General features: G+C 69.0%; 25 protein-coding genes. 13 read left to right on the forward strand and 12 right to left on the reverse strand.

Going from position 1 to position 24,858, the window contains the following annotated elements:
• Positions 1–158 precede the first annotated feature (158 nt).
• Positions 159–722 (reverse strand): phospholipase, encoded by a 564-nt coding sequence (locus ABZ664_RS06085; protein ID WP_362503677.1) that lies wholly within the window; start codon positions 720–722, stop codon positions 159–161.
• Positions 723–1,154: 432 nt separating this feature from the next.
• On the opposite strand from ABZ664_RS06085, the gene ABZ664_RS06090 reads away from it, so the two are divergent.
• Positions 1,155–1,604, forward strand: coding sequence for a protein-tyrosine phosphatase family protein (locus ABZ664_RS06090; protein WP_362503680.1), 450 nt, complete (start codon positions 1,155–1,157; stop codon positions 1,602–1,604).
• Between the two features lie 144 nt (positions 1,605–1,748).
• Here the strand turns inward: ABZ664_RS06090 and ABZ664_RS06095 are convergent, their stop codons facing one another.
• The 3 genes from ABZ664_RS06095 to ABZ664_RS06105 form a co-directional block, all read right to left on the reverse strand.
• Positions 1,749–2,984 (reverse strand): Dyp-type peroxidase, encoded by a 1,236-nt coding sequence (locus ABZ664_RS06095; RefSeq protein WP_362503683.1) that lies wholly within the window; start codon positions 2,982–2,984, stop codon positions 1,749–1,751.
• A 23-nt stretch (positions 2,985–3,007) separates the two neighbouring features.
• Positions 3,008–3,685 (reverse strand): copper chaperone PCu(A)C, encoded by a 678-nt coding sequence (locus tag ABZ664_RS06100; protein WP_362503686.1) that lies wholly within the window; start codon positions 3,683–3,685, stop codon positions 3,008–3,010.
• A 196-nt stretch (positions 3,686–3,881) separates the two neighbouring features.
• Positions 3,882–4,490 (reverse strand): MFS transporter, encoded by a 609-nt coding sequence (locus ABZ664_RS06105; RefSeq protein WP_362503689.1) that lies wholly within the window; start codon positions 4,488–4,490, stop codon positions 3,882–3,884.
• Between the two features lie 328 nt (positions 4,491–4,818).
• Here ABZ664_RS06105 and ABZ664_RS06110 point away from each other — a divergent pair, with 328 nt between their 5' ends.
• The 3 genes from ABZ664_RS06110 to ABZ664_RS06120 all read left to right on the forward strand — a co-directional run bounded on the left by ABZ664_RS06110 (position 4,819) and on the right by ABZ664_RS06120 (position 6,899).
• On the forward strand, positions 4,819–5,193 hold the full coding sequence (locus ABZ664_RS06110) for a YciI family protein (protein ID WP_362503692.1): 375 nt from the start codon (positions 4,819–4,821) through the stop codon (positions 5,191–5,193).
• A gap of 83 nt (positions 5,194–5,276) precedes the next feature.
• On the forward strand, positions 5,277–6,536 hold the full coding sequence (locus tag ABZ664_RS06115; RefSeq protein ID WP_362503695.1) for an RNA polymerase sigma factor: 1,260 nt from the start codon (positions 5,277–5,279) through the stop codon (positions 6,534–6,536).
• 78 nt (positions 6,537–6,614) lie between these two features.
• Positions 6,615–6,899: a YiaA/YiaB family inner membrane protein gene (locus tag ABZ664_RS06120; protein WP_362503698.1), complete on the forward strand. Its 285-nt coding sequence runs from the start codon at positions 6,615–6,617 to the stop codon at positions 6,897–6,899.
• Between the two features lie 31 nt (positions 6,900–6,930).
• Here the strand turns inward: ABZ664_RS06120 and ABZ664_RS06125 are convergent, their stop codons facing one another.
• On the reverse strand, positions 6,931–7,440 hold the full coding sequence (locus ABZ664_RS06125) for a helix-turn-helix domain-containing protein (protein WP_362503701.1): 510 nt from the start codon (positions 7,438–7,440) through the stop codon (positions 6,931–6,933).
• A 96-nt stretch (positions 7,441–7,536) separates the two neighbouring features.
• Here ABZ664_RS06125 and ABZ664_RS06130 point away from each other — a divergent pair, with 96 nt between their 5' ends.
• Together ABZ664_RS06130 and ABZ664_RS06135 are read left to right on the forward strand one after the other, a co-directional pair.
• Positions 7,537–8,208 (forward strand): DUF899 domain-containing protein, encoded by a 672-nt coding sequence (locus ABZ664_RS06130; RefSeq protein ID WP_362503704.1) that lies wholly within the window; start codon positions 7,537–7,539, stop codon positions 8,206–8,208.
• Between the two features lie 49 nt (positions 8,209–8,257).
• Positions 8,258–8,779 carry a pyridoxamine 5'-phosphate oxidase family protein gene (locus ABZ664_RS06135; protein WP_362503707.1) on the forward strand — a complete coding sequence of 174 codons (522 nt, stop codon included), beginning with the start codon at positions 8,258–8,260 and terminating at the stop codon, positions 8,777–8,779.
• Between the two features lie 197 nt (positions 8,780–8,976).
• Here the strand turns inward: ABZ664_RS06135 and ABZ664_RS06140 are convergent, their stop codons facing one another.
• Positions 8,977–9,459 carry a MarR family transcriptional regulator gene (locus ABZ664_RS06140; RefSeq protein ID WP_362503710.1) on the reverse strand — a complete coding sequence of 161 codons (483 nt, stop codon included), beginning with the start codon at positions 9,457–9,459 and terminating at the stop codon, positions 8,977–8,979.
• Positions 9,460–9,588: 129 nt separating this feature from the next.
• Between ABZ664_RS06140 and ABZ664_RS06145 the strand changes: the two genes are divergently transcribed.
• Complete coding sequence (locus tag ABZ664_RS06145; protein ID WP_362503713.1) at positions 9,589–9,786, forward strand: HGxxPAAW family protein; 198 nt, start codon at positions 9,589–9,591, stop codon at positions 9,784–9,786.
• Between the two features lie 634 nt (positions 9,787–10,420).
• On the opposite strand, the gene ABZ664_RS06150 is transcribed toward ABZ664_RS06145, so the two are convergent.
• Positions 10,421–10,840 (reverse strand): hypothetical protein, encoded by a 420-nt coding sequence (locus tag ABZ664_RS06150; RefSeq protein WP_362503716.1) that lies wholly within the window; start codon positions 10,838–10,840, stop codon positions 10,421–10,423.
• A gap of 181 nt (positions 10,841–11,021) precedes the next feature.
• On the opposite strand from ABZ664_RS06150, the gene ABZ664_RS06155 reads away from it, so the two are divergent.
• The 3 genes from ABZ664_RS06155 (at position 11,022) to ABZ664_RS06165 (ending at position 12,895) form a co-directional block, all read left to right on the forward strand.
• Positions 11,022–11,333: an STAS domain-containing protein gene (locus tag ABZ664_RS06155; protein WP_362503719.1), complete on the forward strand. Its 312-nt coding sequence runs from the start codon at positions 11,022–11,024 to the stop codon at positions 11,331–11,333.
• Positions 11,334–11,533: 200 nt separating this feature from the next.
• Positions 11,534–12,217 carry a hypothetical protein gene (locus ABZ664_RS06160; RefSeq protein WP_362503722.1) on the forward strand — a complete coding sequence of 228 codons (684 nt, stop codon included), beginning with the start codon at positions 11,534–11,536 and terminating at the stop codon, positions 12,215–12,217.
• 51 nt (positions 12,218–12,268) lie between these two features.
• On the forward strand, positions 12,269–12,895 hold the full coding sequence (locus tag ABZ664_RS06165) for a hypothetical protein (RefSeq protein ID WP_362503725.1): 627 nt from the start codon (positions 12,269–12,271) through the stop codon (positions 12,893–12,895).
• A 57-nt stretch (positions 12,896–12,952) separates the two neighbouring features.
• Here the strand turns inward: ABZ664_RS06165 and ABZ664_RS06170 are convergent, their stop codons facing one another.
• The 3 genes from ABZ664_RS06170 to ABZ664_RS06180 form a co-directional block, all read right to left on the reverse strand.
• Positions 12,953–15,184 (reverse strand): heavy metal translocating P-type ATPase, encoded by a 2,232-nt coding sequence (locus ABZ664_RS06170; protein ID WP_362503933.1) that lies wholly within the window; start codon positions 15,182–15,184, stop codon positions 12,953–12,955.
• 199 nt (positions 15,185–15,383) lie between these two features.
• Complete coding sequence (locus ABZ664_RS06175; protein ID WP_362503936.1) at positions 15,384–16,355, reverse strand: hypothetical protein; 972 nt, start codon at positions 16,353–16,355, stop codon at positions 15,384–15,386.
• Between the two features lie 387 nt (positions 16,356–16,742).
• Positions 16,743–19,340 carry an FAD-dependent oxidoreductase gene (locus ABZ664_RS06180; protein ID WP_362503728.1) on the reverse strand — a complete coding sequence of 866 codons (2,598 nt, stop codon included), beginning with the start codon at positions 19,338–19,340 and terminating at the stop codon, positions 16,743–16,745.
• A gap of 75 nt (positions 19,341–19,415) precedes the next feature.
• Here ABZ664_RS06180 and ABZ664_RS06185 point away from each other — a divergent pair, with 75 nt between their 5' ends.
• Both ABZ664_RS06185 and ABZ664_RS06190 read left to right on the forward strand, forming a co-directional pair.
• A complete protein-coding gene (locus ABZ664_RS06185) occupies positions 19,416–20,345 on the forward strand; it encodes a choline/ethanolamine kinase family protein (RefSeq protein ID WP_362503731.1) in 930 nt (309 codons plus the stop codon).
• Positions 20,346–20,363: 18 nt separating this feature from the next.
• Complete coding sequence (locus ABZ664_RS06190; protein WP_362503734.1) at positions 20,364–21,923, forward strand: amino acid permease; 1,560 nt, start codon at positions 20,364–20,366, stop codon at positions 21,921–21,923.
• Between the two features lie 131 nt (positions 21,924–22,054).
• On the opposite strand, the gene lipB is transcribed toward ABZ664_RS06190, so the two are convergent.
• Positions 22,055–22,744: a lipoyl(octanoyl) transferase LipB gene (lipB, locus tag ABZ664_RS06195; RefSeq protein WP_362503737.1), complete on the reverse strand. Its 690-nt coding sequence runs from the start codon at positions 22,742–22,744 to the stop codon at positions 22,055–22,057.
• 62 nt (positions 22,745–22,806) lie between these two features.
• The gene (locus ABZ664_RS06200; protein ID WP_350942895.1) at positions 22,807–22,992 is read right to left on the reverse strand and encodes a PspC domain-containing protein; all 186 of its coding nucleotides are present in this window, start codon (positions 22,990–22,992) and stop codon (positions 22,807–22,809) included.
• A gap of 214 nt (positions 22,993–23,206) precedes the next feature.
• Here ABZ664_RS06200 and ABZ664_RS06205 point away from each other — a divergent pair, with 214 nt between their 5' ends.
• A complete protein-coding gene (locus ABZ664_RS06205; RefSeq protein ID WP_362503741.1) occupies positions 23,207–24,781 on the forward strand; it encodes a M28 family metallopeptidase in 1,575 nt (524 codons plus the stop codon).
• Positions 24,782–24,858: the final 77 nt, after the last annotated feature.

The raw sequence follows: 24,858 nt of genomic DNA on the forward strand, positions 1-24,858 counted from the left end.
GGTCCCCCCGGGCGTCACAACCCCCCCCGGGGCGGGGGGGGGTTGTTTATCCGGGGGGGGGGGGGGCCCCCCCCCCCCCCCGCCGCTCTTCTTCAGCTGGTTTTCGGCGAGTTTCCAGCGACTAGGAGCGATCCCGCCGCTGCGGGGAGCGGGATGGGTCACATCTCCGCGGTCGGGGTGGCCTGCTCACTGGTCGGGGTGGCCTGCTCCGCCGTCGGGGTGGCCCTTTCCGCACTCTGGCGGATCCGCTCGATCTGCGCCTGGGTGACGTTGAGGGTGCCGAATTCCTTGACCGCCTGGTAGTAGGTCCATGCGAGGCTGTTGCAGGTGCCCCTGGGAATGGTGGAATATCCCGCGCAGACCTGCTTCATGTCGAAGTAGAACGCGTCGTCGATGCGCGCCTTGTTCGCCGGGAACTGGCTCACCGCCTTGTAGTTGCGGTAGCCGAAGTCGTGACGTCGGCACGACATTCTGAAGTCGAAGCCGAGCGGCTGGTCAGGGCTGGCCGAACACAGGTCGGTCGACCAGTCGAAGTTGTAGTCCGCCCAGCTTCCCTGGTTCTGCCAGGCGGAAACCCAGCTCGCGGCACTCGCCGCCGTAGGCTGGCTGAAATTGGAAAGTGCGGCGAGTTTTTGCTGCAACGTCACCGCGTAGGCGGGCAGGGTTAATCCGAGTAGTACGGCGAAGGAGAGGGAGACGGTTGCGAGGGCGCGCTTGACCATGGACTCTGCCTTTGTCCGGGGGGTACCTCTCGCGGCAGGATGCCGCCACGGCCTAACAATGAGGCGAAATATCCTGTGACGCCGAGACAGATCTTCGTAAAGATCTGCGCCGATATTCGTTAACGGCGGCTCTTTACAGCTTTTACAGCTTCAAGTAAGAGCGAGTGGTGTCGAGGCGTTCCTCGCCCTCGTGGCCGACCACGGCGGGCCGACGTGCCGACGCTCGACCAGACCACCACGTGCACGACGTCGGTCCGGTAGAGCCGGTTCTTCGGCCGGGCGGCCCTTTCCCGGCGGTCCCCGCTTCCGGTGATCCCCGCTTCCGGTGATCCCTGCCAGGAGAGGCCGGCCTTCGTCATCGCGGATGATCGCCGATAGCTGAACCGAGTGAGCGAGCGTGTGGCGGCGACGGCGGTGAGCCACAATCACCTCATGACGGCACCACTGACCGGCGCGGTCCAGCTCCCCGACGGAATCTGGGTGCGCGGCCGAGGGCTGCGGAACACCGCCCCCACCGGCCCGGCCCCCGACTTCGCGCTCTATCTCGGCTCCGCGCGCCTCCGGCAGCGCCACCAGAGCGATCTGCCATGGCCGCACGAATGGATCCGCTGGCCGGACTTCCTGCTGCCCCTGGACCGGCACGCGGCCGCCCGCTCCATCGTCCACCTGCGCGACCAGGCGCGATCGGGGCTCTCCGTCGAGGTCGCCTGCGGCGGCGGGGTCGGCAGGACCGGCACCGTCATGGCCTGCCTCGCGACCCTCACCGGCCTGCCCCCTCGGGAGGCCGTCGAGTGGACGCGTGCGCACTACCACCGCCGCGCGGTCGAAACCCCCTGGCAACGACGGTGGGTGACGTGGTTCTCCGCCCAACCGGAGGCGTGATCCCACGAGACCGCCGTACGCCCGTGACGGACGTACGGCGGCTCGCCGAAGGGTCGGACACCCGCTCGTCACGGACGTACGGCGACTCTCCGAGGATGACGCCCGTAACGCCCCTTGCCCGTCACGGACGTACGGCGACCCCTGTCAGGTGAGGAGACCGTCCCCGATCCAGCCGCCCGGTGAGCAGCCGGGCGGGATGGCGAAGACGGCCGAGCCGATCGGGGTCGTCCACTCGTTGAGCAGGTCGGCCTCGGCCAGCCTGCGCTGGATCGGCAGGAACTGCCGGGAGACGTCGGCCTGGTAGGAGGCGAACAGCAGCCCGGAGTCGGCGTGTCCTTCCGAGGTGAGCCCCTCGTCGTAGTTGTAGACCCTGCGGAAGATCCGCAGGTTCGGGTCGGCGACATGGGCCCGGCGGATATGGGCCTGCTCGGAGATGACGGGGAAACCGATCGCGTTGAGCTTCTCGAAGTCGGCATCGTCGTGCTCGTCGCGCCCGGTGAGCGGGGCGCCGTTGTCGAGGCGGCGGCCCACGGTGAACTCCTTGCCGATCCGGTCCACGGCGTCCCAGGTCTCCATCTCCGCCCGGATGCGCCGCAGCACCAGCGTGGTGCCGCCGCGCAGCCACTGTGGGCCGTCGCTCACCCACACGGCCCGGTCGAACTCAGGAGTGCCGGGTACGGGGTTGACGGTCCCATCCAGCTGGCCCATCACGTTGCGCTGGGTCAGCCCGGCGGGCTGGGTGTACGCGCCGCGCCGGAACCCCCGCTGGATCCAGCGGACCTTCGCGAAGGAACGGGCGTCCTTGACGACCATGCGCAGGGCGTGGGCCAGAGTGAGTGCGTCGTCGGCGCAGATCTGCAGCAGCAGGTCCCCGCCGCTCCACTCCTTCCTGAGCTTGTCGATCGCGAAGGCGGGCAGCGGTGCCGCCGCCTCCGGAGCGCGGTCGGTCAGGCCGGCCGCCGTGAGGAAGCCGGGACCGAACCCGAAGGTCACGGTGAGCCGGGCGGGCAGTACGGCCAGTTCAGGCTCGGTGTCGGCCAGGGCAGGCCTGCCCTGGGTGAGCCGCCGGGCGTCGTCGGTGAGCAGCCGCATCATCCGCACGAGCGCCTCGCGGTCGATCTGCGGCCGTAGGTCCAGTCCGACGAACACCCCGTACGTCTGGGGCGCCGTCGCGATCCCGGCCTGGTGGACACCGTCGAAGGGCTCCGTCGCGGCACCCGCGGAGCCTTCGGGGCCTCCGGACGCCGCAGCGGCCCGAGGATCGGCTTGGAGGGCGACCGGGGGGACAGCCTGGTCGGGGGCGCACCCGGCGAGGGCGCCGACCGCGGTGGCGGCGCCTCCCGCGAGCAGTCCCCTACGGCTGAGTCGGGGGTCTGGCATCAGAATTCTCCTCCGTTTCCCGCTCAGCCGTCGCTCTCGCCCATGTGCATGTCCCCGTCGCCGTCGCCCTTGTCGGCTTTGTCCCCTCCCATGTCCATGCCGGGCTGGTAGTCCTCCTTGCCTCCGGCGAAGTCCTTGCCGACCGCGGTGAACTCCACGGTCCGGCCGTCCTTGAGGGTGAGGGTGAAGGGGATCTGCGCGCCGGGCTTCACCGCTTCGGTGACGCCCATCAGCATGATGTGGTCACCACCGGGCTGGAGCTGGTGGGTGCCCTTCGGAGGGATCACGATCCCACCCTCCTTGGGTCGCATGATCATCTTTCCCTTGGAGTCGACGACCTCGTGCAACTCGATCACCGGCGAGATCGGCGAGACGCCGGAGACGATCGTCACCTCGGCGTCGGTGTTGTTGACCAGGGTGCCGAACGCGGCACTCATCCCCTTCTTCGCGGTCTTCACCCACGGATCGGTGACCGTCAACACGGAGGCGACCGCGGAAGGCGTTGCGGAAGAGGGCGCGGAAGGGGTCGCGGCGGCGGGTGCGGCGGTGCCGGGGGCGGCGGCCGGTTCCGGGGCGCCCTGGGAGCCACATCCGCCCAGGACCATCACGGCCGCGACCAGAAGTCCCGCGGGGGTGGTCCGGCGAACTCCGTTACGGGTGAATCCAGTGATTCCGGCACGGGTGATACGACGAGCAGGCACGTTGACGCCTTTCTTCTGGCCGGATCGGCAGGCCGCGGCCGAACGCCGCCTCGATATGGCCATGCCGGACACGCGGCCGGGATTGTCACGCTGGTACAGGTCCGCCGAGCAGCGGAAAGGCCGCATCGGCGCAGGACCGCGCGTACGGTGCGTACGGCGGTTGGGAACGGGTCAGGCCCTCGGATGACCCGCGCGGTCAGCCGAAGGTGGCGGTGACGATCCGGGGTGGGCCGCGCCGGCTGACGACGTGGCGCAGCACGGCGGAGCGGAGGGCTCCCGGCTCGATCGCGCCCGCGGTGAGGAAGGACGTGTACGCCGGGGTCACGACCGCGACGAGCACGCGGCACAGCCGGACACCGAGCCGTCGCAGCAGCCCCCAGAGCACCGCCTCGCCGCGCGCCAGCCACAGAGCGGTGAGCCCGACGGCCCAGCCGTGCGCCACCAGCATGCCCAGGCCGGGCAGCAGTCCCGAGTGGACGTGCCCGATCATCTCGGCGGGGGACGCGGCGTGCGCGAGGGAGAACAGCACGTGCACCCCCGCCTGCACGCCCGCCAGCAGCGGCAGGATCACCGCGAGCGTCCGTTCGCGCCCCGACACCGCGAGGGCCGCGAAGAAGGCGAGAGCCAGCGCGGCGGCCGCGCTCGGCACGGAGACCGAGCCCCCCGCGAGGACGTGCGCCAGCACGCTCAGCCCCAGGCAGACCGCGGCGAAGGCGGCCGCGCGGGCGAGGCGGAAGGGCAACGTCGCGGGCATGATGGGGAAATCATCCCACGCCACCCCGGCGGTGCGAAGTTCGAGACCCATGGGCGATTCACACCCTCGCCACGTCCGAGATCCACAGGCGATCCGGGGTCAGAAAAAATCTTGAAAGAAAATCCGGCCGCCGTGTCGAATCGGTCCGTGCTCGTTCGAAGCGTGGTCAAAGGGCCGGAGGAACTCCAGAGGAACACCGAAACCGGCCAGGACGCGTGAGGAGAGTGCCATGACCCGGCAGATGACAGGAACCGCGAACACCGTGGCCCGCGACCCGCGAACGAGCGTCACCAGGTCGCTCCTGGTCTGCGGCGTCATCGCCTGACCTCGCCCGCCACCCGGCCAGACCGTTCGAAAAACAAGATCAAGGAGAGACACGATGCGATACATGGTCACCCTCAAGGTCACCCACCAGCCCGACACCCCGCCGCCCGCCGAACTGATGGAGGCGATCATGAAGCTCGGCGAGGAGGCCACCAGAGCGGGCGCGCTGCTCGACAACGGCGGGCTGGCTCCGAGCACCGAGGGGGCGCGGGTCGAGCTCACCGGAGGCAGGATGAACGTCACGGACGGCCCGTTCGCCGAGGCGAAGGAGCTGATCAGTTACGCCCTCTACCAGGTCCGGTCGAAGGAGGAGGCCGTCGAGTGGACCTCCCGCTTCGTGAGGCTCCACCGCGACCACTGGGAGGGCTGGGAGGGCGAGGCCGACATCCACCGCGTCTTCGGCCCCGAGGACTTCGCCGCCCCCGCCTGAGACCGTCCTCTCCGACGCCCCGGCGAGAATCCCGTGAGGGGATTCTCGCCGGGGCGGAGGACAAGGTGGTTGGATCGGGCGACATGACGGTTGTAGATCCTCGCCGGGTCATCGAGGCGGTCTGGCGGATCGAGTCCGCGAGGGTGATCGCGGGGCTCGCCCGGATGGTGCACGATGTCGGCCTGGCGGAGGAGCTCGCACAGGACGCCCTGGTCATCGCGCTGGAACAGTGGCCAGTCGCCGGTGTGCCCGACAATCCCGGTGCCTGGCTCATGCTCACCGCCAAGCACCGGGCGATCGACCTGCTGCGCCGCAGGAACCGGTACGAGCGCAAGCTCGAAGAGGTCGGCCGGGACATGGAGATCCGCCAGGAGTCGGCAGAGGCCGAGCTGGACGACGCCCTCGACGACCACATCGGCGACGACGTGCTGCGCCTCCTCTTCACGGCCTGCCATCCCGTACTTTCCACGGAAGGACGAGTGGCGCTCACCCTCCGCCTGCTCGGCGGCCTGACGACGGAGGAGATCGCACGCGCCTTCCTGGTGCCCGAGCCGACCGTCGGGCAGAGGATCTTCCGGGCCAAGCGCGTCCTCGCCGACAGGCGGGTACGGATCGAGATGCCCACCCCGGCCGAGTTGGGTGACCGGCTCTCGTCGGTCCTGGAGGTCGTCTACCTCGTCTTCAACGAGGGATACTCGGCGACCGCCGGTGACGACTGGATGCGCCCCTCGCTCTGCGAGGAGGCGCTGCGCCTGGGCCGGATCCTGGCGGGTCTCATGCCCGAGGAGTCCGAGGTGCACGGCCTCGTCGCCCTGATGGAGATCCAGGCGTCCCGCACACGCGCCAGGACGGGACCCAGCGGCGAGCCGGTCCTCCTCCTCGACCAGGACCGGGGCCTGTGGGACCGGCTGCTCATCCGCCGCGGGTTGGACTCGCTCGCCCGAGCCGAGGCGCTCGGCACGCTGGGCCCGTACGGTCTGCAGGCCGCGATCGCCGCCTGCCACGCCCGCGCGCTGTCCGCCGGCGACACGGACTGGGAGCGGATGGCCGCCCTCTACCGGGTGCTCGCCCACGTCGCCCCCTCGCCCGTGGTGGAGCTGAACCGTGCGGTCGCGGTGGACATGGCGTACGGTCCCGAACGCGGCCTGGAGATCGTGGACGGGCTGGTGGCGGAGCGCGCGCTCAGGAACTATCCGCTGCTGGCGGCGGTACGGGGTGATCTGCTCGCGAAGCTGGGCCGCCTCGACGAGGCGCGCACGGAGTTCGAGCGGGCCGCCGGGCTCACCCGCAACGAGCGCGAGCGGACCCTCTTCCTCGCCCGCGCGACCGCCACGGACAGCTGACGGGCAGCCGTCGTACTCACCAGTAACTAAGTAGCGGCGCTCACGACCCGGGAACCGATCGTCCCGAAGATGATGTGCATGACACGACCGGTGAAAAACACGACGACGACCGCTTTCTACGCGCAGGCCGTCATCTCCTTCGGGCTGTCGGTGGCGGCCCTGGGGATCGGTATCGCCTACCTGCCGGTGACCACCTGGGTCCGGTCCTTCATGGGACTCGGGCTGCTCTATGTGGTGACCTCGACTTTCACGCTCGCCAAGTGCGTCCGGGACAGGAACGAGGAGGCCGCCGTCGTCAGCCGCGTCGACCAGGCCAGGCTGGACAAGCTGCTGGCCGAGCACGACCCCTTCAAGAACGACTGACGGCGACGATGTCGTGGTGACCGCATACGTTTCAGTGTTCGGCGTGCCCGTATTGTTCCGCGCGGGCCCGGTCGGGTGAGGCGGTCCGGGGCTCGGCTCCCGGACCGGGGAGCACGTCGACGTCCGCGGCGTTCATCGGCCGGTCGCACACCGCGCAGCGCAGTTCGACGTGGCCGATCTCGCCGCAGGCGTGGTGGCGGTAGAGAACCGGCGGGCCGGCCTCGCCCGCCGTCCACCGATCACCCCAGCGCACCATCACCAGGAGCAGGTCACACAACTCCAGCCCCTTTGTCGTGAGCTCGTACTCATGGCGAGGCGGTCGGCTCGAATACTCCCGCCGCTCCAGCACACCGTTCTCGGCCAGCCACTTGAGCCGCTCGGCGAGCACCTTGCGGGAGATGTCCAGGCTCTGCTGGATCTGGTCGAAGCGGTTGATGCCGACGTAGACGTTCCGCAGGATCAGCGGTGACCACGGCTCACCGATGACATCCAGCGTGCGGGCGATCGAGCAGGCCATGTCGCCGAATCGGGTTCGCTGCATGGGGGCAGTCTAGGCGAGAGGGTTCCCTGAAGAAACGGTCTCCTGTTATCGTTCTCTTGTCAGTTCCTTTAGGGAACTTACTGGAGGGAGAGCATCATGAACCGTCCTCAGGTCGTATCGGCCCAGGAGTGGCAGGCAGCGCGGGAAGCGCTGCTGGTCAAGGAGAAGGAGAACACCCGTGCGCAGGACGCGCTCGCCGCCGAGAGGCGCAGGATGCCGATGGTCCGGATCGGCGGCGAGGGCAGGGCCGACGGAGGGTACGTGTTCGAGGGCCCGGACGGGCAGGTGAGCATGCTCGACCTGTTCGACGGGCGGCGCCAGCTCATCGTCTACAGCTTCATGTGGCTGGGTGCCGACACCTTCTGTTCGGGGTGTTCGATGTTCACCGACAACATCGGACACCTGAGCCACCTCCACGCCCGTGACACCTCGGTGGTGCTGATCTCCCGCGGCCCGATGTCCGAGATCACACCGTTCAGGGAGCGCATGGGCTGGACGATCCCGTGGTTCTCCTCGCTGGGCAACGACTTCAACGACGACATGGGAGCCGGCGACGGGTTCGCGCTCAACGTCTTCCTTCGCGACGGCGACACCGTCTATCGCACCTACTCCACCACGAGGCGGGGAGTCGAGCGGCTCGGCAGCGGCTGGACCTTCCTCGACCTGACACCGTTCGGCCGGCAGGAGACCTGGGAGGACTCCCCGGAAGGCCGGCCTCAGACCTCGCCCCACACGTGGTGGCGTCTGCACGACGAGTACGAGGCCTGAGCACCAACCGATCGATCACCGCCCGACGGGCGGCCAGGAAGGACCCCGAATGACCGAGACGATCCCCGTCGCCGAACTTCTGTTCGGCGAGGCCGACGCGACACCGTTCAGCACGGACGAAGCGACGGTCAAACCGTGGGACGAGGCGCGGGTGTGTCTTGAGTCCGCGCCGAAGGCCTGGCTCTCCACTGTGTGGCCCGACGGTCGCGCGCACGCCGCGCCCGTACTTCCGGTGTGGGCCGGTGGCGCCCCCTGGATCACCACCCGCCCGAACTCCCGGAAGGGCAGGAACCTCGCGGTCAACCCTCACTGCGCCATCACCGCCGCCGGCGAAAACCTCGATCTCGTGATCGAGGGTAACGCGACCCGGGCGCGGGAGGAGGCCGAGCTTCGGCAGGTGGCCGCCGCCTTCAAGGCCAAGTACCACTGGGAGCTCATGGTGCGCGACGGCTCCGCCTACAGTGACGACCTTCCCGGCTCACCCGAGTACGGCTTCTACCGGGTCACGCCCACGCGCGCCTTCGGTTACGGTTCGGACGGCAGGACGGCGACGCGCTGGCGGTTCGAGTGACCGGGACCGACAGACCTCACACCCGTTCGCGCCCCGCCCGCCGCCCGCACCCGCGCGTTCGCGGCCATCGGCGGGCTCTCGGAGCGCACCGTGGAGTTCGCCGACCTACCGCCGCGACACTCGGTCCTCCGGCGGTGGCCGCCGCGCCGGCGGCACTCGGGGCCGCCCCGTCGGCGGCCGGGTGAGACCCACTCCCCTCAGGACGCCGGAGATTCGCGGATCTCGGCCAAGGAGAGCCTCATGGCGTCGGCGGCACGCGTGAACCAGTCGGAGATGGCGGCCAGTTCGTCCGGGCCATAGCTCTCGAAAAGCTCGGTGAGCCGCCGATAGGTGGGTTCGTACGCTGTCGCGATGCGGGCGGCCGACTTCTCTTCCGGGACGATGCGGACACGGCGGCGGTCACGGGGGTCGGCGACGCGCCGGGCGTAGCCCGCGCTCTCCAGGCGGTTGACCACCCCGGTGACGGCCCCGGTGGTGAGACCGGCCAGCTCGGCGAGACGTCCCGCGGTGAGCGCCTCCTCTCCCGCACCGAGGACGAAGCCGAGACACGTCAGATCCGTGACGTTGATCCCGAGGCGCTCGGCGATCGTGTGCTGCCCCACGAGGCTCAATGCGATCAACCGGTCCATCCGGGCGAGGACCTCCGGCGGCGAGACGACGGCTTCGGATTTGCCTTCCACCACAAAATCCCCTTACTATCTAAGAAGCTTAGCTCATGAGATAAATTATACAGGCCGACCCAACCTAGCGCCCGCCGCCCCTGCGATCCGCCACGACCCCCAGGGACGGTGCTTTCCGATGGAGGAGACGTGGGGATCAGAAAAGACCTCGCGGAATTGACCGCGATCCACGAAGAGCACGACATGGGACACACCGTGGCGGGCTGGACCGGCTCGATCGTCTGCATCATCGGCTTCGCGATCTCCGGGGTGGCGATGACCGCCGCCAACGTCCTCTTCTTCTGGATCGGCGCGGGGGTCGTGATCCTGGGCGGTGCGCTGGGGTGACTCCTCCACCGGCTGGGCTTCGGCAAGGAGATCGGGCCGCGACCGGTGTCGGAGCGCGGCATGCGTCGCCGCCCGGCACCGAGAACACCTGAGGCGGGGGAGGTTCCCGGAGAAGCGGCACGATCCCGTACGGAACCTCACGCCTCCGTCCGCCCGGCCCAGCCCGTGACAGTGGCCCAGGCCGCATCGGGCACGCCCCTCAGCCTCTGACCAGGCCGCACCCCCTATCTGAGCCGACAGGCCGGTCCCTCGAACGAGGGACCGGCCTGTCGGTTTTCCAAGCCTCTCTGCTTCCGGGCCACTCGCCCGTTTCCAGCCTCTCCAGCTCACCCGGACCCGGCCCGGTCAAGTCCGCCAGGGGAGGCGCCCGTCCGAGCGAGGGTCCGACGGGCCAGGGTGTCGGGCGCTCATCCCACATCCGCCAGATGGGACGAAAGCATGCAACTATAGTGTAATTCTCCTACCGGGGCCGCCCAGGCCGCATACCTGGTAAGACGGAGGGAACGCCCGCCCTGTGAACTGCGGGTCTAAGGAGCCTTTCCATGTCACCCGAAGGTGTGAACACGCTCTCGATCTCGGCCGACGTACGCGGAAACGCCATCGTGGTCCGTCTGATCGGCGAGCTTGACTACGACTATGCGCCGATCTTGCGGAGGAATCTCACCCAGGCCTGGAGCCAGGGAACCGGCAACCTGTCATCCAGACTCACACCGCCCACGGCACCCGGCATACCATCGGAGCTTCCAGCGTCCCGGACACCCGACGCGCCGTCCGACCCCGCGGCCCCCTCGTCGCTCGACACACCACCGGGGTTGCCGACACCCTTGGCACCCGGCGCACCCTCCGAACTTCCGACGCCTCCGGCACCGTCGCCCATCCCGGCTCCGCTTCTCACCGAGACGCCGCTCCTCCCTGAGACGTCACTCCTCTCAGGCTCGCCTTTCCTCCCCGAGACACCACTCCTCCCGGAAACCCCTTTCTTTCCGGAGAAATCGCTCTTCCCGGAGTCCCCTCTTCTCCCGGAGACACCACTGCTCGCGGAAGGCTCGCTCACCCCGAAAGATCCGCACCCTTCGGGCCCGCCTCCACCGCTGTCGCCCGAACCTCCCGCACCGTTCTTCCCCGGGAGCCCGCCTCCCCCCGCCCCGGGAAGCCCGCCACCGGTCTTCCCCGAGGAGCCCTCTCCCCTTCCTCCGGACACGCCACCGTCGGACGGGCCGTCTTCGACCCCCACGATGACCTTGTCTTTCCCCCCGCCACCTGCTTCTTCCTCCCCTGAGGCGTCCCCGGCGGCGGGAGCCGAGGTCGCGCCCCGGCTCATCCTCGATCTGGAAGGGCTCACCTTCTGCGACTCCACCGGGCTCGCGGAGCTGCTGTGGATCCTGCGCAAGAGCCAGGAGACGCGGACCCGCCTGGTGCTGGCCGGAGCGAGCCGGACACTGCGTCACATGATGGCCGTCACCGGGCTCCTCGCCCACTTCACGATGGCCACCTCCGTGGAGACGGCCCTCGCGGGAGAGGAACTCGGGGCGGCGGAAGGACACTGACGTGAGGGGTGGACTCCGGGGCACCCCTCAGCCACCCCCACAAAAGGCGCAACCCTGGAGGAGCCTCCACGGACGTCAGAAATCTGAGACGTATATCGTTAAAAAGCACTCATTCGCCTGACAAATAAGTCAATATCTTCTTACGGGAAAATCCACTATCCCTCGAAAGTGGGGTCCCGATGCGGAGGATGTCACCGCGGATGACCGCGGAAGCACTGCCCGAGACCCTGGACGGGCTGCCCGTCAAACCCGGGGAATTCCTCGCCCTCGTGTCCGTGGACTTCACCGGGACCTACCAGGTCTACCTGGCGGCCAAGGACGAGCGGATCAAGATGACCCGGCTGTCCATGAGCCTGCTCGCCGCCCCGTTCGCCGCCGCGGTCGCACTGGCCAGCGCGAAGGTGGTCAGCCCGGCGATGCTCACCACCTGGCACAGCGTGCCCTGGCACCTGTTCGCGATGACCGCCGCGTTCGGGCTGCTCAGCGTGCTGCCCTTCCTCCGGCTGATCGAGGCGGTCAACGCGCACATGAGGACCGCGCGGGCGCTCAACAACTTCCGCCTGCTCTACACGGTCCACCTCAAGGACCAGTTCGCGGCCCTCGGCTGGACTCCCAACCTGCCGGTGGATCCCCGCTATCCGGAGACGTACGCGCCACTCGCCTGGCCGGGGATCAACGTGATGATGCTCGCCCTGGTCAACAGCTCCTACATCGCGGTCGGCGTGCTCGGGATGATCGGGACCGCACCGACCGTCGCCCTGCTCCTGGTGGTCATCGGACTGCTCGCGCTGGTCCACTATTTCGTCTACTACGTCCGCGCCAATGTTTCCCGGCAACGCCGGCTCCCACACAATCCCTTCCATTTCCCCAACGTGGAGACCTGAATGCCCGACCTCCTCAGATTCGCGTCTTGTGGGGAGACGTGGATCTGGCTGATGCGACATGTGACACACAACGGCGGGCCCGCCCTGGACGACCGCGGCCCGATCATCGAGGCTCCGGCGGTGCTCTTCGAGGTCGCCAGCCTGGCCTGGGACGATCCGGTCCTGAAAAGCTACGGCGAGGCCGGAAAGATCCCGCTGTACTCCAGCAAGTTCAGCGAGCGATCGGTCGTCCCACCGTTCAAATACAGTTACGGAGGGCGACTCCGCCAGTTTCTCGGCGTCGACCAACTCGGCTGGATCACCGACGTGCTGCGCGCCAAGCCGTACACCAAGAGCGGCTGGATCTCGCTCACCGCCCCCGGCGAGTCTCCCGACGCGGTGCCCTGCCTGACCAGCCTCGCCTTCAGGCTCCGTGCCGGGAGGCTGGTCATGACCGCCGCCTTCCGGTCGCAGAACGTCTACACGTCCTATCTGAACTACGTACCGCTGCGCGGCATCCAGCGCGAGGTCGCGGACGGCCTCACGGTCGGCTGCGGATCGATGAGGGTCTTCGTCGACGTGCCGCACATCTACGCCGCGGACGAGGCGACGGTCGGGGAGATCCTCCGGCTGTCGGAGGATGACGGGCCCGGCGAGAGAGTTCCGGGCCCCGATCATCGGATCTGCCCCGTTCCCTGACCGCTCCACGACCGTGTCCTGAGCGCCGGCCAGGACACGGTCGTGATCCTTTTCACCTCACCTGAAGCGGCGCAGCCGCAGGCTGTTGCTCACCACGAACACCGAGGAGAGCGCCATCGCACCCCCGGCGATCATCGGGGTGAGCAGGCCGAACGCGGCCAGCGGGATGGCGGCGACGTTGTAGGCGAAGGCCCAGAACAGGTTGCCCCTGATCGTGCGCAGCGTGCGGCGGGACAGTCTGATCGCGTCGGCGGCCACCCGCAGGTCGCCCCTGACCAGGGTGAGGTCGGAGGCCTCGATCGCGACGTCGGTGCCGGTGCCCATCGCCATGCCGAGATCGGCCTGGGCTAGCGCGGCGGCGTCGTTCACCCCGTCGCCGATCATGGCCACGGTGCGGCCCTCGGACTGGAGCCGCTTGACGACCTCCACCTTGTCGGCGGGCAGCACGTCGGCGATCACGTCCTCGACGCCGACGGCCTCGGCGACCGTACGGGCCACCGTCTCGTTGTCGCCGGTGAGCAGGATCGGACGCAGGCCGAGCGCGCGCAGCGCGGCGACCGCCTCGGCCGAGGTGGGCTTGATCGCGTCGGCGACGGTGAGCACCGCGCGGGCCTTCCCGTCCCAGCCGACCGCGATCGCCGTCTCCCCGCGCGCCTGTGCCCGCTCCAGCTCCTCCTCCAACTCCGGTGGCAGGTGCTGCGACCAGTCGGCGAGCAGCTGGGGCCGCCCGACGAGGACGGCGTGCCCGTCGACGACGCCCTGGACGCCGAGGCCCTCGATGTTCGCGAAGTCCTCGACCTCGGCGGTGGAGTCCGCCGCGCGGGCGACGGCGCGGGCGACGGGATGCTCGGAGGCGCCCTCCAGGGCTCCGGCCAGCCGGAGCACCTCCTCGCGCTTCTCACCGGCGGCGGGGAAGACGTCCTTGAGGGTCATCGTGCCCGACGTCACGGTGCCGGTCTTGTCCAGGACCACGGTGTCGATGCCGTGGGTCGACTCCAGCGCCTCCGGACCCTTGATCAGGATTCCCAGCTGGGCGCCCCGGCCGGTGCCGACCATCAGCGCGGTCGGCGTGGCGAGGCCCAGGGCGCAGGGGCAGGCGATGATCAGCACCGCCACGGCGGCGGTGAAGGCCGCGGCGGCGCCTGAGCCGGTACCGAGCCAGAAGCCCAGCGTGGCCACGGACAGCGCGATCACGATCGGCACGAACACCGCGGAGATCCGGTCGGCCAGCCGCTGCACGGCGGCCTTGCCGTTCTGCGCGTCCTCCACCAGCCTGGCCATCTGGGCGAGCTGGGTGTCCGAGCCGACCCTGGTGGCCCTGACCACGAGCCGCCCCCCGGCGTTCACGGTGGCGCCGACCACCGCGTCACCCGGCCGTACCTCGACGGGGACCGACTCGCCGGTCAGCATGGACGTGTCCACGGCCGAGGAGCCCTCCTCGACCACGCCGTCCGTCGCGATCTTCTCCCCCGGCCGTACGACGAAGAGGTCGCCCGCCTTGAGCGCACCGACAGGGACGAGTTTCCCCGAGGCGAGCGTGACCTCCTTGGCGCCCATCGACATCAGCGCGCGAAGCGCGGAACCGGCTCGGCGCTTGGAGCGCGCCTCGAAGTAGCGGCCCGCGAGGATGAAGGTGGTCACCCCGGCGGCGGCCTCGAAGTAGATGTTTCCCGAGCCCTCGCCCCCGGACAGGGTGAACTCGAAGCCGTGTCGCATGCCCGGCATGCCAGCCGTGCCGAAGAACAGCGCCCAGAGGGACCAGGAGAAGGCGGCGATCGTCCCCATCGAGACCAGCGTGTCCATGGTCGCGGCGCCGTGCCGCAGGTTGGTCCAGGCCGCCCGGTGGAAGGGCCACCCTCCGTAGACCACGACGGGACCGGCCAGGGCGAGGGAGAGCCACTGCCAGTTGTCGAACTGAAGCACCGGGATCATCGCCATCGCGATGACCGGCACCGAGAGCACGACGGAGGTGATCAGGCGCTGCCTGAGAGGGGTGAGCCCGTCCCGCTCTCCCTCCTCCTCACCGGCCGCCCCTTCCGTCTTCTCGGACGCCGGAGGCGCGGGCGGCTCGGCGGTGTATCCGGCCTTCTCCACCTCCGCGACGAGGTCGTCGGGGGTGATGTCCGCGGGGTAGGTGACCTTCGCCTTCTCGGTGGCGTAGTTGACGGTCGCGGTCACGCCGTCCAGCTTGTTGAGCTTGCGCTCGATGCGGGCCGCGCAGGAGGCGCAGGTCATGCCGCCGATGGCGAGTTCGATCTCGCCGCGGGCGGATGCTTCGCCGGTGGTCATGGACATCACGACCTCTCCTCGTCCCTTGCCTCGTGTCCTGGCCGTCGTGCGTGGCCCGGGGTCGTCACCGGACGGCCCGCGGGGGCGAAACCCTCGTCGCCGTCCGGGAGCGGGCCCGTCCACCGTCCCGGCACGTGATGGGTGTGCCCAGACATATGTCTCTCCTCGTTATGAGAACGCGTAACCCCTATGGGGTATTTCACGGTTGGTGGCTGTGCCCGTGGCCGTCACCCGACGAGGCTCCGCCATCCTCGGGGTCCGGGCTGGTGGCGGCGGTGAACGCGGCGGTGCGCACGGTCCCGCCGTGCTTGAAGTCCAGGTAGAGCCCATAGGTCCCCGCGCTCGGCACCTCGGCGTAGAAGGTGATGTTCGGGCCGGACGTGGTGCGCCCGTCACCGGGTTCGCCGTCGGGGTGCACGTGCAGATAGGCCAGGTCGCCGTCACGCAGCGCGACCAGGTGCCCGTATGCGGCCAGGTAGGGCTCCAGATCGGTGACCGGCTCGCCGTCCTTGGCGACCGAGAGCGTGAGCATGCTCGTACGGCCGGGAATGAGATCGCCCTTCAGGGTGACGGTGTAGTCGCCCACGGTGGCGGTCTCGGCCGGGACCGCGAGCGGTTTCGGCCGGTAGTCGCCCGCCACCGACAGGTCCATGCCGAGGGTCAGCGGCCCCGCGCCCTCGGGGGCGAAGTCGGCGAACGCGCGATACTCCCCTGCGGCGGGAAGCTTGAGCGGGACCGACCACACCCCGCCTCCCAGCTGGGTGGGATGCAGGTGCTGGAAACCCGTCAGGTCGCGGCGCACCACGATGAGGTGCAGCTTCTTGTCGTGCTGCGTGGTGAAACCGGTGACGGGGGAGCCGTCGGGGCCGATCACCGTGAAGCGGAAGTCGGTCCGCTTGCCCACCTTGACCTCGTCGGTCTCCGGCATGAGCATGTATCCGTCCTGGGAGACCTGGAGCCCCGCGGGAACGACCGGCGCCTTCGCGGCCGTCGCGTGCTGATGGGCTCCGCGCTCCGAGCCCTCACCCTCGCCCCGCTCGGCACCGGCACCCTGAGAGCTCTGGGCCTCCGCGTCTCCGATCGGACCGGCCATCCGGCCCGCCCCCAGGGCGCCGCCGAACACCACGGCCAGCACCAGCGCGTACGCCCCCACCTTGAGCGCGCCGTTCATCGTGATCACCCCTCTCAGATACCCGTAGGGGGTATCCTCTCGCTCGCCTACAGTGCCACACCACCACCCTTTTGGGCAACCCCTGGGGGGTATACCTGACGCCGGTCTCCAGGTCACAGGATGACCGATGCACAGGGGGATGAAGGGACTTACCGGAATTCTGAGAATCCTGAGGCCTCCGGAAGATCGCGGGCAGGCCCCATCCCACCCCGGGCGTCCCTTGCCTCCCCCAAGCCCCCCGGAACGCCTCCCCGGGCCCCGAGGCGCCGTCCCATCCCTCCGGGCTCCTCCGGGACGCCTCCCCGTTTCCGCCGGTGGGCGGGTCCGGCGTGAGCACCTCCTTCGATCCCCGGCGGAGCGCGTCCTCGCGGGGCGTCGGGGTGCGGATCAGGACGGCAGACGCCGGACACGCTCCGAGGACGGGTCGTAGAGAGGTTCCGCGGTGACGGCGGCGCCCACCCAGGTCCCGGTGACACCGACCTCGACCCGGTCGCCGGGGGCGGTGCCCTCGGGCAGGTAGGCGTAGGCGATCGAGCGATCGACGCGGTGGCCGTACCCGCCACTCGTCACCCGCGAGGCGGGCAGCCCACCGACACGGACCGGCTCCCCGCCCAGGCAGACCTGGCGGGGGTCGTCCAGGACCAGGCAGAACAGACGTCGCACGGGACGAGTGCCGGCCGATCGGTCGCCGGACGAGTGGTCGACGGTCGAGTGGTCGGCGGCGGGACGGGCATCGGCCGGGCTGTCTTCAGCGAGACGGTCGCCGGACGAGCGGTCGTCAGCTGGACGGTCGCCGATGAGGCGGCGGGCGGATTCCAGGGCCGCGCGGCCGATGAAGTCCTTGTCACGGGCGACCGCGAACCCCAGGCCCGCCTCATAGGGGGTGGTCTCCGGGGTGATGTCCATGCCCCAGACGCGGTAGCCCTTCTCCAGGCGCATCGAGTCGATCGCGCGGTACCCGGCAGGCCGCATGCCGTACGGCGCTCCGGCCTCCATGAGCGTGTCCCACAGCGTCAGCCCGTACTCCGACGGGCAGTACAGCTCCCAGCCGAACTCGCCCACGAACGTCACCCGCTGGGCCAGCACCGGGACGTTCCCCACGCTGATCTCCCTCGCCCTCATGTAGCCGAAGGTGAGGTCGTCGCCGGACACGGAACCGAGGATGTCGAGCGCCCGCGGACCCCACAGGCAGTAGCAGGCGTGGGCCGAGGTGACGTCTCGAACGTCGAGACCCCGGCCCCTGAGCCAGGCGGCGTCGTGAACGCCGAAGGCGGTGCCGGTGACCAGACGGAAACGGTCGTCCGCCAGGCGGGTGACGGTCAGGTCGGCCTCGATGCCGCCGCGCCCGTTGAGGAGCTGGGTGTAGACGATCGAGCCGACGGGCCTGTCGATCTGCCCGGCGCACGCCCGCTGCAACCTCTCCAGGGCTCCGGGCCCCGAGACCTCCAGCTTGGAGAACGAGGTCTGGTCGAACAGGCCCGCGGCGTCGCGGGTGGCCAGGCACTCCTCGCGTACGGCGGGCGACCAGATCCGGCCCGCCCAGCCGTGAGGGCGAGGGCTCCGGCCGTCCGGGGCGTCCACGGGAAGAGTCTCACCCGCCCCGGCCGGGCGCCCGCCGGGTTCGTACCAGTTGACCCGCTCCCAGCCGGACTTCTCGCCGAACACCGCCCCCAGCTCCACGTGCCGTACCCAGGCGGGAGAGCGGCGGAGAGGGCGGGCGGCGGTGCGCTCCTCGCCGGGGTAGACGATGTCGTAGTACTTCGAGTACGAGTCCAGGGCCTTGGCGCGAGTCCACGATGCGGAACGGGCATGGGATCCGAAACGCCTCAGATCCATACCAAACATGTCATACTCCGGCGACCCGTCCACGATCCATTCGGCCATCACCTTGCCCACGCCTCCGGCGGCCGCCAGGCCGTGGACACAGAATCCGGCCGCCGCCCACAACCCGCGGACCGGGGTCTCACCGAGCAGGAACTCACCGTCCGGGGTGAACGCCTCGGGCCCGTGGACGACCTTTGTGATCTTGCTGTTGGCCAGGGCGGGAACCCTTCGCACCGCCGATTCCCACGATTCCCGAAATTTCGGCATATCAGGGGGAAAGAGGGCCCGAGGCTCCTCCAAAGGAGCGGCCGTGTCCCATATCTCAGGATTCCTGATATATCCGCCTACCAAAATGCCGGCGTTCTCTTCCCGGAAATAGACAATGTTGTCCGGATCCCGCACTGTAGGCATGGACGAAGGAACCCCGAATGGCTCGGTGACCACGTATTGATGCTTTATCGGCACAACCGGAATGTCCACCCCGGCCGTCCGCCCGACCCGCCCACTCGCCGCGCCCGCCGCGACGACCACGGTCTCCGCCTGGACCGACCACTCCTCGGCGTCGCCGGAGCCCTCGGCCCCCGACGCGAGGCGCACCCCGGCGACCGTGCCGTTCTTCACGTCGATCCCCGTCACCCTGGTACCGGTGTATATCCGCACGCCCAGCTTCCGCGCCCCCGCCGCCAGCGCCCTGGCCAGCAGTGCCGGGTCCAGCCAGCCGTCCCCCGGCAGCCAGAGCGCGGCCCGCACGTCGTCGGCGCGCAGCAGCGGGAGCATCTCCTTCGCCTCGGCGCCGGAGATCATCTCCAGGCCGATCCCGTAGGTCTCCCCGGCCCCGGCGAGCCTCAGCGACTCCTCCACCCGCTCGGGCGTGGTCGCGAGGCGGAGGCCGCCGACCCCGCGCCATCCCGGGTCCAGCCCGGTGAGCTCGGCGAGTTCGGGGTAGAGACCGGCCGAGTACATGATCATCTTGGTCTGTGTGACGGTCGAGCGGAGCTGGCCCACGAAACCGGCCGAGTGCCAGGTGGTTCCCTCGGTGAGCTCGTGCCGCTCGACGAGGATCACCTCGCTCCAGCCGAGCCTCGCGAGGTGGTAGGCCACGCTGCAACCGGCCACCCCGCCGCCGATCACGACGGCTCGCGCGGATCTGGGAAGTTTCACGGCAGGGAACCCCTCTGTAACAACTAGTCCACAGAATCGGATCAATGGTATGAAGGTAGGCCAAAGGAGGGCGGCATGCCAGATCCTCTAGCGGACGTCCGAGAATGGGCTGGTCAGCCCATAACCGAGACTCCGATCAAGGGTGGACTCAGCCACCGGATCTCACGGCTCACCACGGCCGACGGGCAGCGCTGGTTGCTGCGCGTGCTGGATCCCCGGGTGTCGGAGGCCGGCCTGGGCATACCTCTCGACCAGGAGATCGCCAACACGGTCCACGCGGCGGACGCCGGGGTCGGACCCAGGGTGCTGCACCGGCTGCCGGGCGCGCTGGTGCTGGAGTATCTCGACGGTGTCACCCTGGACGCCCACGCCGTACGGACGATTCCCGGCCCCGTCGCGGCGGCCTGCCGCCGGCTGCACGCCGGACCTCGGTTCGTCAACGACTTCTCCATCTTCCGCAAGCTCGACGAGTTTCTCGCCCTGTGCCGTACCCACGATCTGAGCACACCCGACGGCTACCGGGATCGCCTTCCCGCGGCGGCGGAGATCGAAAGGGCGCTCGCCGCCGATCCGCTGCCCACGGTGCCGTGTCACAACGACCTGCTGCCGGAGAACTTCATCCGCTGCGGCGGTGAGGTGAGGATCGTCGACTACCAGCTCTCGGGGAACAACGACCCGGCCTTCGAACTGGGCGACATCGCCGCCGAGGCGGACTACGACCCGGACCTGACCACCCGGCTCGCCCGCGCCTACTTCGGCACCGACGACCGGAGACTCGCCTCCAGGGTCCGGCTCAACCTGATCATGTCCAACCTGACCTGGACACTCTGGTTCTCCGTACACCACGGGCTGCTCAAGGAGCAGGCCGCCGACGCCGACTTCGACTACGAGGCCGAGGCCGCCGACAAGTTCTCGCAAGCCGTACGAGACCTGGACGACCCCGGGTTCGGACGGCTCGTCGACGACGTCCGGGGCGCGAGCTCCGGATTCCCACCCCCCGCATAACCCCCCAAGGAGGCTTGAGTGACCAAGCCAACGTCGGTCGACGAGGACGCGAAGCGACTCGCCGAACTCGGTTACAAGCAGGAACTCTCCAGAACCTGGAGCGGCTTCTCCAACTTCGCCATCTCCTTCTCGATCATCTCCATCCTGGCAGGCTGCTTCACCACGTTCGGCCAGGCGTGGAACAACGGTGGACCCATCGCCATCTCGTGGGGGTGGCCGCTGATCTCGATCTTCATCCTGATCATCGGGCTGTGCATGTCGGAACTGGTCTCGGCCTATCCGACCGCCGGTGGCATCTACTGGTGGGCCGCCAAGATGGGCAAGCCGATCCACGGCTGGTTCACCGGGTGGTTCAACCTCGTCGGCCTGATCGCCGTGACGGCCTCGGTCGACTACGGCTGCGCGACCTTCCTGAACATCACCCTCAACCGGTTCTTCCCCGCCTGGGACCCCAGCCTGACCAACGCGTTCATCCTGTTCGCGGTCATCCTCACCCTGCACGGCATGATCAACATCTTCAGTCACCGGTTGATCTCGACGCTGCAGAACGTCTCGGTGTGGTGGCACGTCTTCGGCGCGGCGGTCGTCGTACTGATCCTGATCTTCGGCCCCGACTCGCACCAGTCGATGTCGTTCGTCTTCACCGAGACGATCAACAACTCCGGCTTCTCCGACTCGTCGTACTGGTTCTACGTGCTGCCGCTCGGCTTCCTGCTCACCCAGTACACGATCACCGGGTTCGACGCGTGCGCCCACGTGTCGGAGGAGACCCAGGGCGCCTCCACCGCCGCCGCCCGAGGGCTGTGGCAGTCGATCTTCTACTCGGCGATCGGCGGCTGGATCCTGCTGCTCGCCTTCCTGTTCGCGGCGACCGACGTGGACGCGGTGAACGAGGCGGGCGGCTTCGTCGGCGCCATCTTCGACAGCGCGCTCCCCGGCAACCTGGCCACGGCGATCTTCACGATCTCCACCATCGGCCAGTTCTTCTGCGGGATGAGCTGCGTGACCTCGATGTCCCGGATGACCTACGCCTTCTCCCGCGACGGCGCCATCCCCGGCTGGCGCCTGTGGTCGAAGGTGGACGCCAACCGGACCCCCGTCAACGCGATCGTCTTCGGCTGCGCGGCCGCGCTCGTCCTCACCCTGCCCGCGTTGTACGAGGCCCCCGGCGGTCTGCCGCTCGCCTTCTACGCGGTCGTGTCGGTGGCGGTCATCGGCCTCTACATCGCCTTCGCGATCCCGATCTGGCTGCGGCTGCGGATGGGTGACCGGTTCGAGCCGGGCCCCTGGACGCTGGGGTCGAAGTACAAGGTCATGTGCTGGATCGCGATCGTCGAGATCGTCATCGTCTCGATCTACTTCATCATGCCGCTCGTTCCGGCCGCCGTGCCGTTCAGTGACGACTTCACCTGGACCGCGGTCAACTACGCGCCGATCGTGGTCGGCGTGATGGTGCTGGCCGTGGGCCTGTGGTGGGTGCTGTCGGCGAGGCACTGGTTCACCGGCCCGCGCCGCACGATCGACATGAACGAGGCGTTCGACCCGACCGGCACGGCCGGCGGGGAACCGACCGGCTGACCGCCCCGCGGGGCCTCCCGCCGACCGGCCCCGGAGAAGACCGGAAAACGAGCCCCGCACCGCGAGGCCATCGCACCGACCGTTCCCGGAGAGGACCGGGAAACGAGCCGACCGGCCCTGGAGAGGGCCGGTCAGCTCGCCTCGAAGGCCTCCGCCACCGCCGCACGGACCCGATCCATCGTCGTGGCGGCGGGGGTCCCCGTTGAGGTCGTGAACGTCATGCCCTTCGCCATGGCGGCGGCGGGGATCTCCCGCCCCATGGACGTCATGTCCACGTCGGGCATGCCGCAGGCCACGGCCCAGTTCCACGGGGTCAGGTCGCCGTCGACGTTGAGGGCGAACCCGTGACTGGTGACACCGCGGCTCTGCCGCATGCCGATCGAGACGATCTTGCGTCCCGTCTCGGCCGTCCACACGCCGGTGAGCAGTTCCGAGCCCGGCGGGGTGTCGCGGCGCTCGGCCGGGACGCCCAGCGCGCCGAGCGCGCCGACGAGCCTCAGCTCGACCTCGCGGACGTAGTCGACGATCCCCTCGCCCTCGCCGAGCTTGACGATCAGGTATCCGACCAGCTGGCCGGGGCCGTGGTAGGTGAGCTGCCCGCCGCGACCCGTGCTCACGACCGGGATGCCGTGAGCGGGGTCGGGCAGGTGCTGCTCAGGGGTTCGCCTGCCCACGGTGTACACCTGCGGGTGGCTGAGCAACCAGAGCGTGTCGGGGCGCTCGTCGCGCTGCCGCTGACCGACCATGTCGGTCATCCGCTCCATCGCCTTCTCGTAGTCGACCAGGTCGTCCTGGACCAGGGACATTGGGCGTCGCCTCATGCCCCCAGCTTAATTTCACCGGGACGCGCCGTGACCCGGGGTCCGGAACACCGGCCCGCGCCCTAGTAGCGGGCTGCGGGCGCCTTGGGGACGAAGATCCACATCAGCACGTAGGCGACCCACAGGGGCCCTGGGATGAGTGAGAGCAGCAGCCAGAACACCCGGACAAGGGTGGGCGGCATGTTGAGACTGTCCGCGATCCCGCCGCAGACTCCGGCGATTATCTTGTGATTTCTCGAACGGTACACGTTGCCTCTCTCGAATCGATGTTCTTCGTCCTTTCAAACGAACGACCGGAACCCATCCGTTCCCGAGACATCCCTGAGAAAACCCTGTCAGGGTCGGCTTGATAACTTTTTTCGCACCCGAACGTCGGCACATCTAGGCGAAACAGGTTGATCACGGTACGTTCCGCCATGTACCTAATAGGGGATTCCCCTCCGTTCCACCCCGAGGAGCGCTATGCGCCTGAGGTTACGACGCAGCCTGGTCCAGACCGCCGCCCTGGTCACGGCCCTCGCCCTCCCTCTCGCCCTCACCGCACCGGCGAGCGCGACCACCGCGACCACGTCCACGGACGTCACGGACGTCCTCGCCAACGTCTTCGCGACACAGATCAAGGGCAGCAACGTCAAGAAGCACCTGGACAAGTTCCAGCAGATCGCGACCGCCAACGGCGGCAACCGCGCCGCTGGCTCTCCCGGTTACGACGCCTCCCTCGCCTACGTGCAGGACAAGCTGCGCAAGGCCGGATACAAGACCTCCACGACCGACGTCGAGTTCCCGCTGGGCTGGGAGGAGGCGAGCCCCTCCGTCCTGCAGCAGACCGCTCCCGTGGCGAAGACCTACACCAACCCCACCGACTTCGTCACCGTCGTCTCCTCCAGCGGAGGCGACGTCACCGCGCAGGTGCAGGTCGTCGACGCCGTCATCCCGGTGCCGGCCACCCCGAACACCTCGACCGCGGGTTGCGAGGCCTCGGACTTCGCCGGGTTCGTTCCCGGGCGGATCGCGCTGCTCCAGCGCGGCACCTGCCCGTTCATCGACAAGGCCACCAACGCCAAGGCGGCCGGCGCGGCCGGTGTGATCTTCTTCAACGAGGGCCAGCCCGGCAGGACCGACCCGCTCCTCTTCGACATCCTCGAGTGGCGCTTCGGCTTCCCCATCGTGATGGCGAGCACGGCCGTCGGCCTTGACCTGGCCGCCAGCCCGAACACCACCGTCCGCCTCAAGGTCGACGCCGAGACCGAGGTCGGCCGTACCAAGAACCTGATCGCCGACTCCCGCTGGGGCAAGTCCGGCGAGATCGTCGCGGTCGGCGCCCACCTCGACAGCGTGCCCGAGGGCGCGGGCATCAACGACAACGGCTCCGGCAGCGCCGCCATTCTGGAGACCGCGCTGAAGCTGGCCTACGTGCCGACCAAGTACAAGGTGCGCTTCGCCTGGTGGGGCGCGGAAGAGCTCGGTCTGCTCGGCTCCGAGCAGTACGTCGAGGGCCTGTCCCAGGCGGAGAAGGACAAGATCAGGCTCTACCTGAACTTCGACATGATCGCCTCGCCCAACGACGTCACCTTCCTGTACGACGGTGACGACTCCGACGTCGAGGGCTCCCCGGCGGGACCGGCCGGCTCCGCACAGATCGAGAAGCGCCTTGAGGCGTTCTACACCAAGCGCAAGCTGCCGTTCCAGGGCACCGACTTCAACGGCCGCTCCGACTACGGCGCGTTCATCGCCAACGGCATCCCGGCCGGCGGCATCTTCACCGGCGCCGAAGGCATCAAGACCCCCGAGCAGGCCGCCAGGTTCGGCGGAACCGCAGGCGTCGCCTACGACCCCTGCTACCACGCCGCCTGCGACGGCATCAACAACATCAGCGCCGCCGCGCTCGACCGCAACTCCAAGGCCGTCGGCTACACCACCGCGTACTTCGCCTACGACCTGAAGGGCATTCCCGACCGCAACGCCGCGACCAAGGCACTCTCCAGGTCCGCGGCGACGACCACGGCGGACCACCACCACGGTGAGGTCGCCCGCTAGGGATTCGCTCCGCAAGCGCACCACCACGCTGTACGGCGCGCACCCGCCACGGGTGCGCGCCGCTCGGGGACCCCCCA

This window comes from Streptosporangium sp. NPDC006930 (assembly GCF_040635605.1).
Classification (GTDB): Bacteria; Actinomycetota; Actinomycetes; order Streptosporangiales; family Streptosporangiaceae; genus Streptosporangium.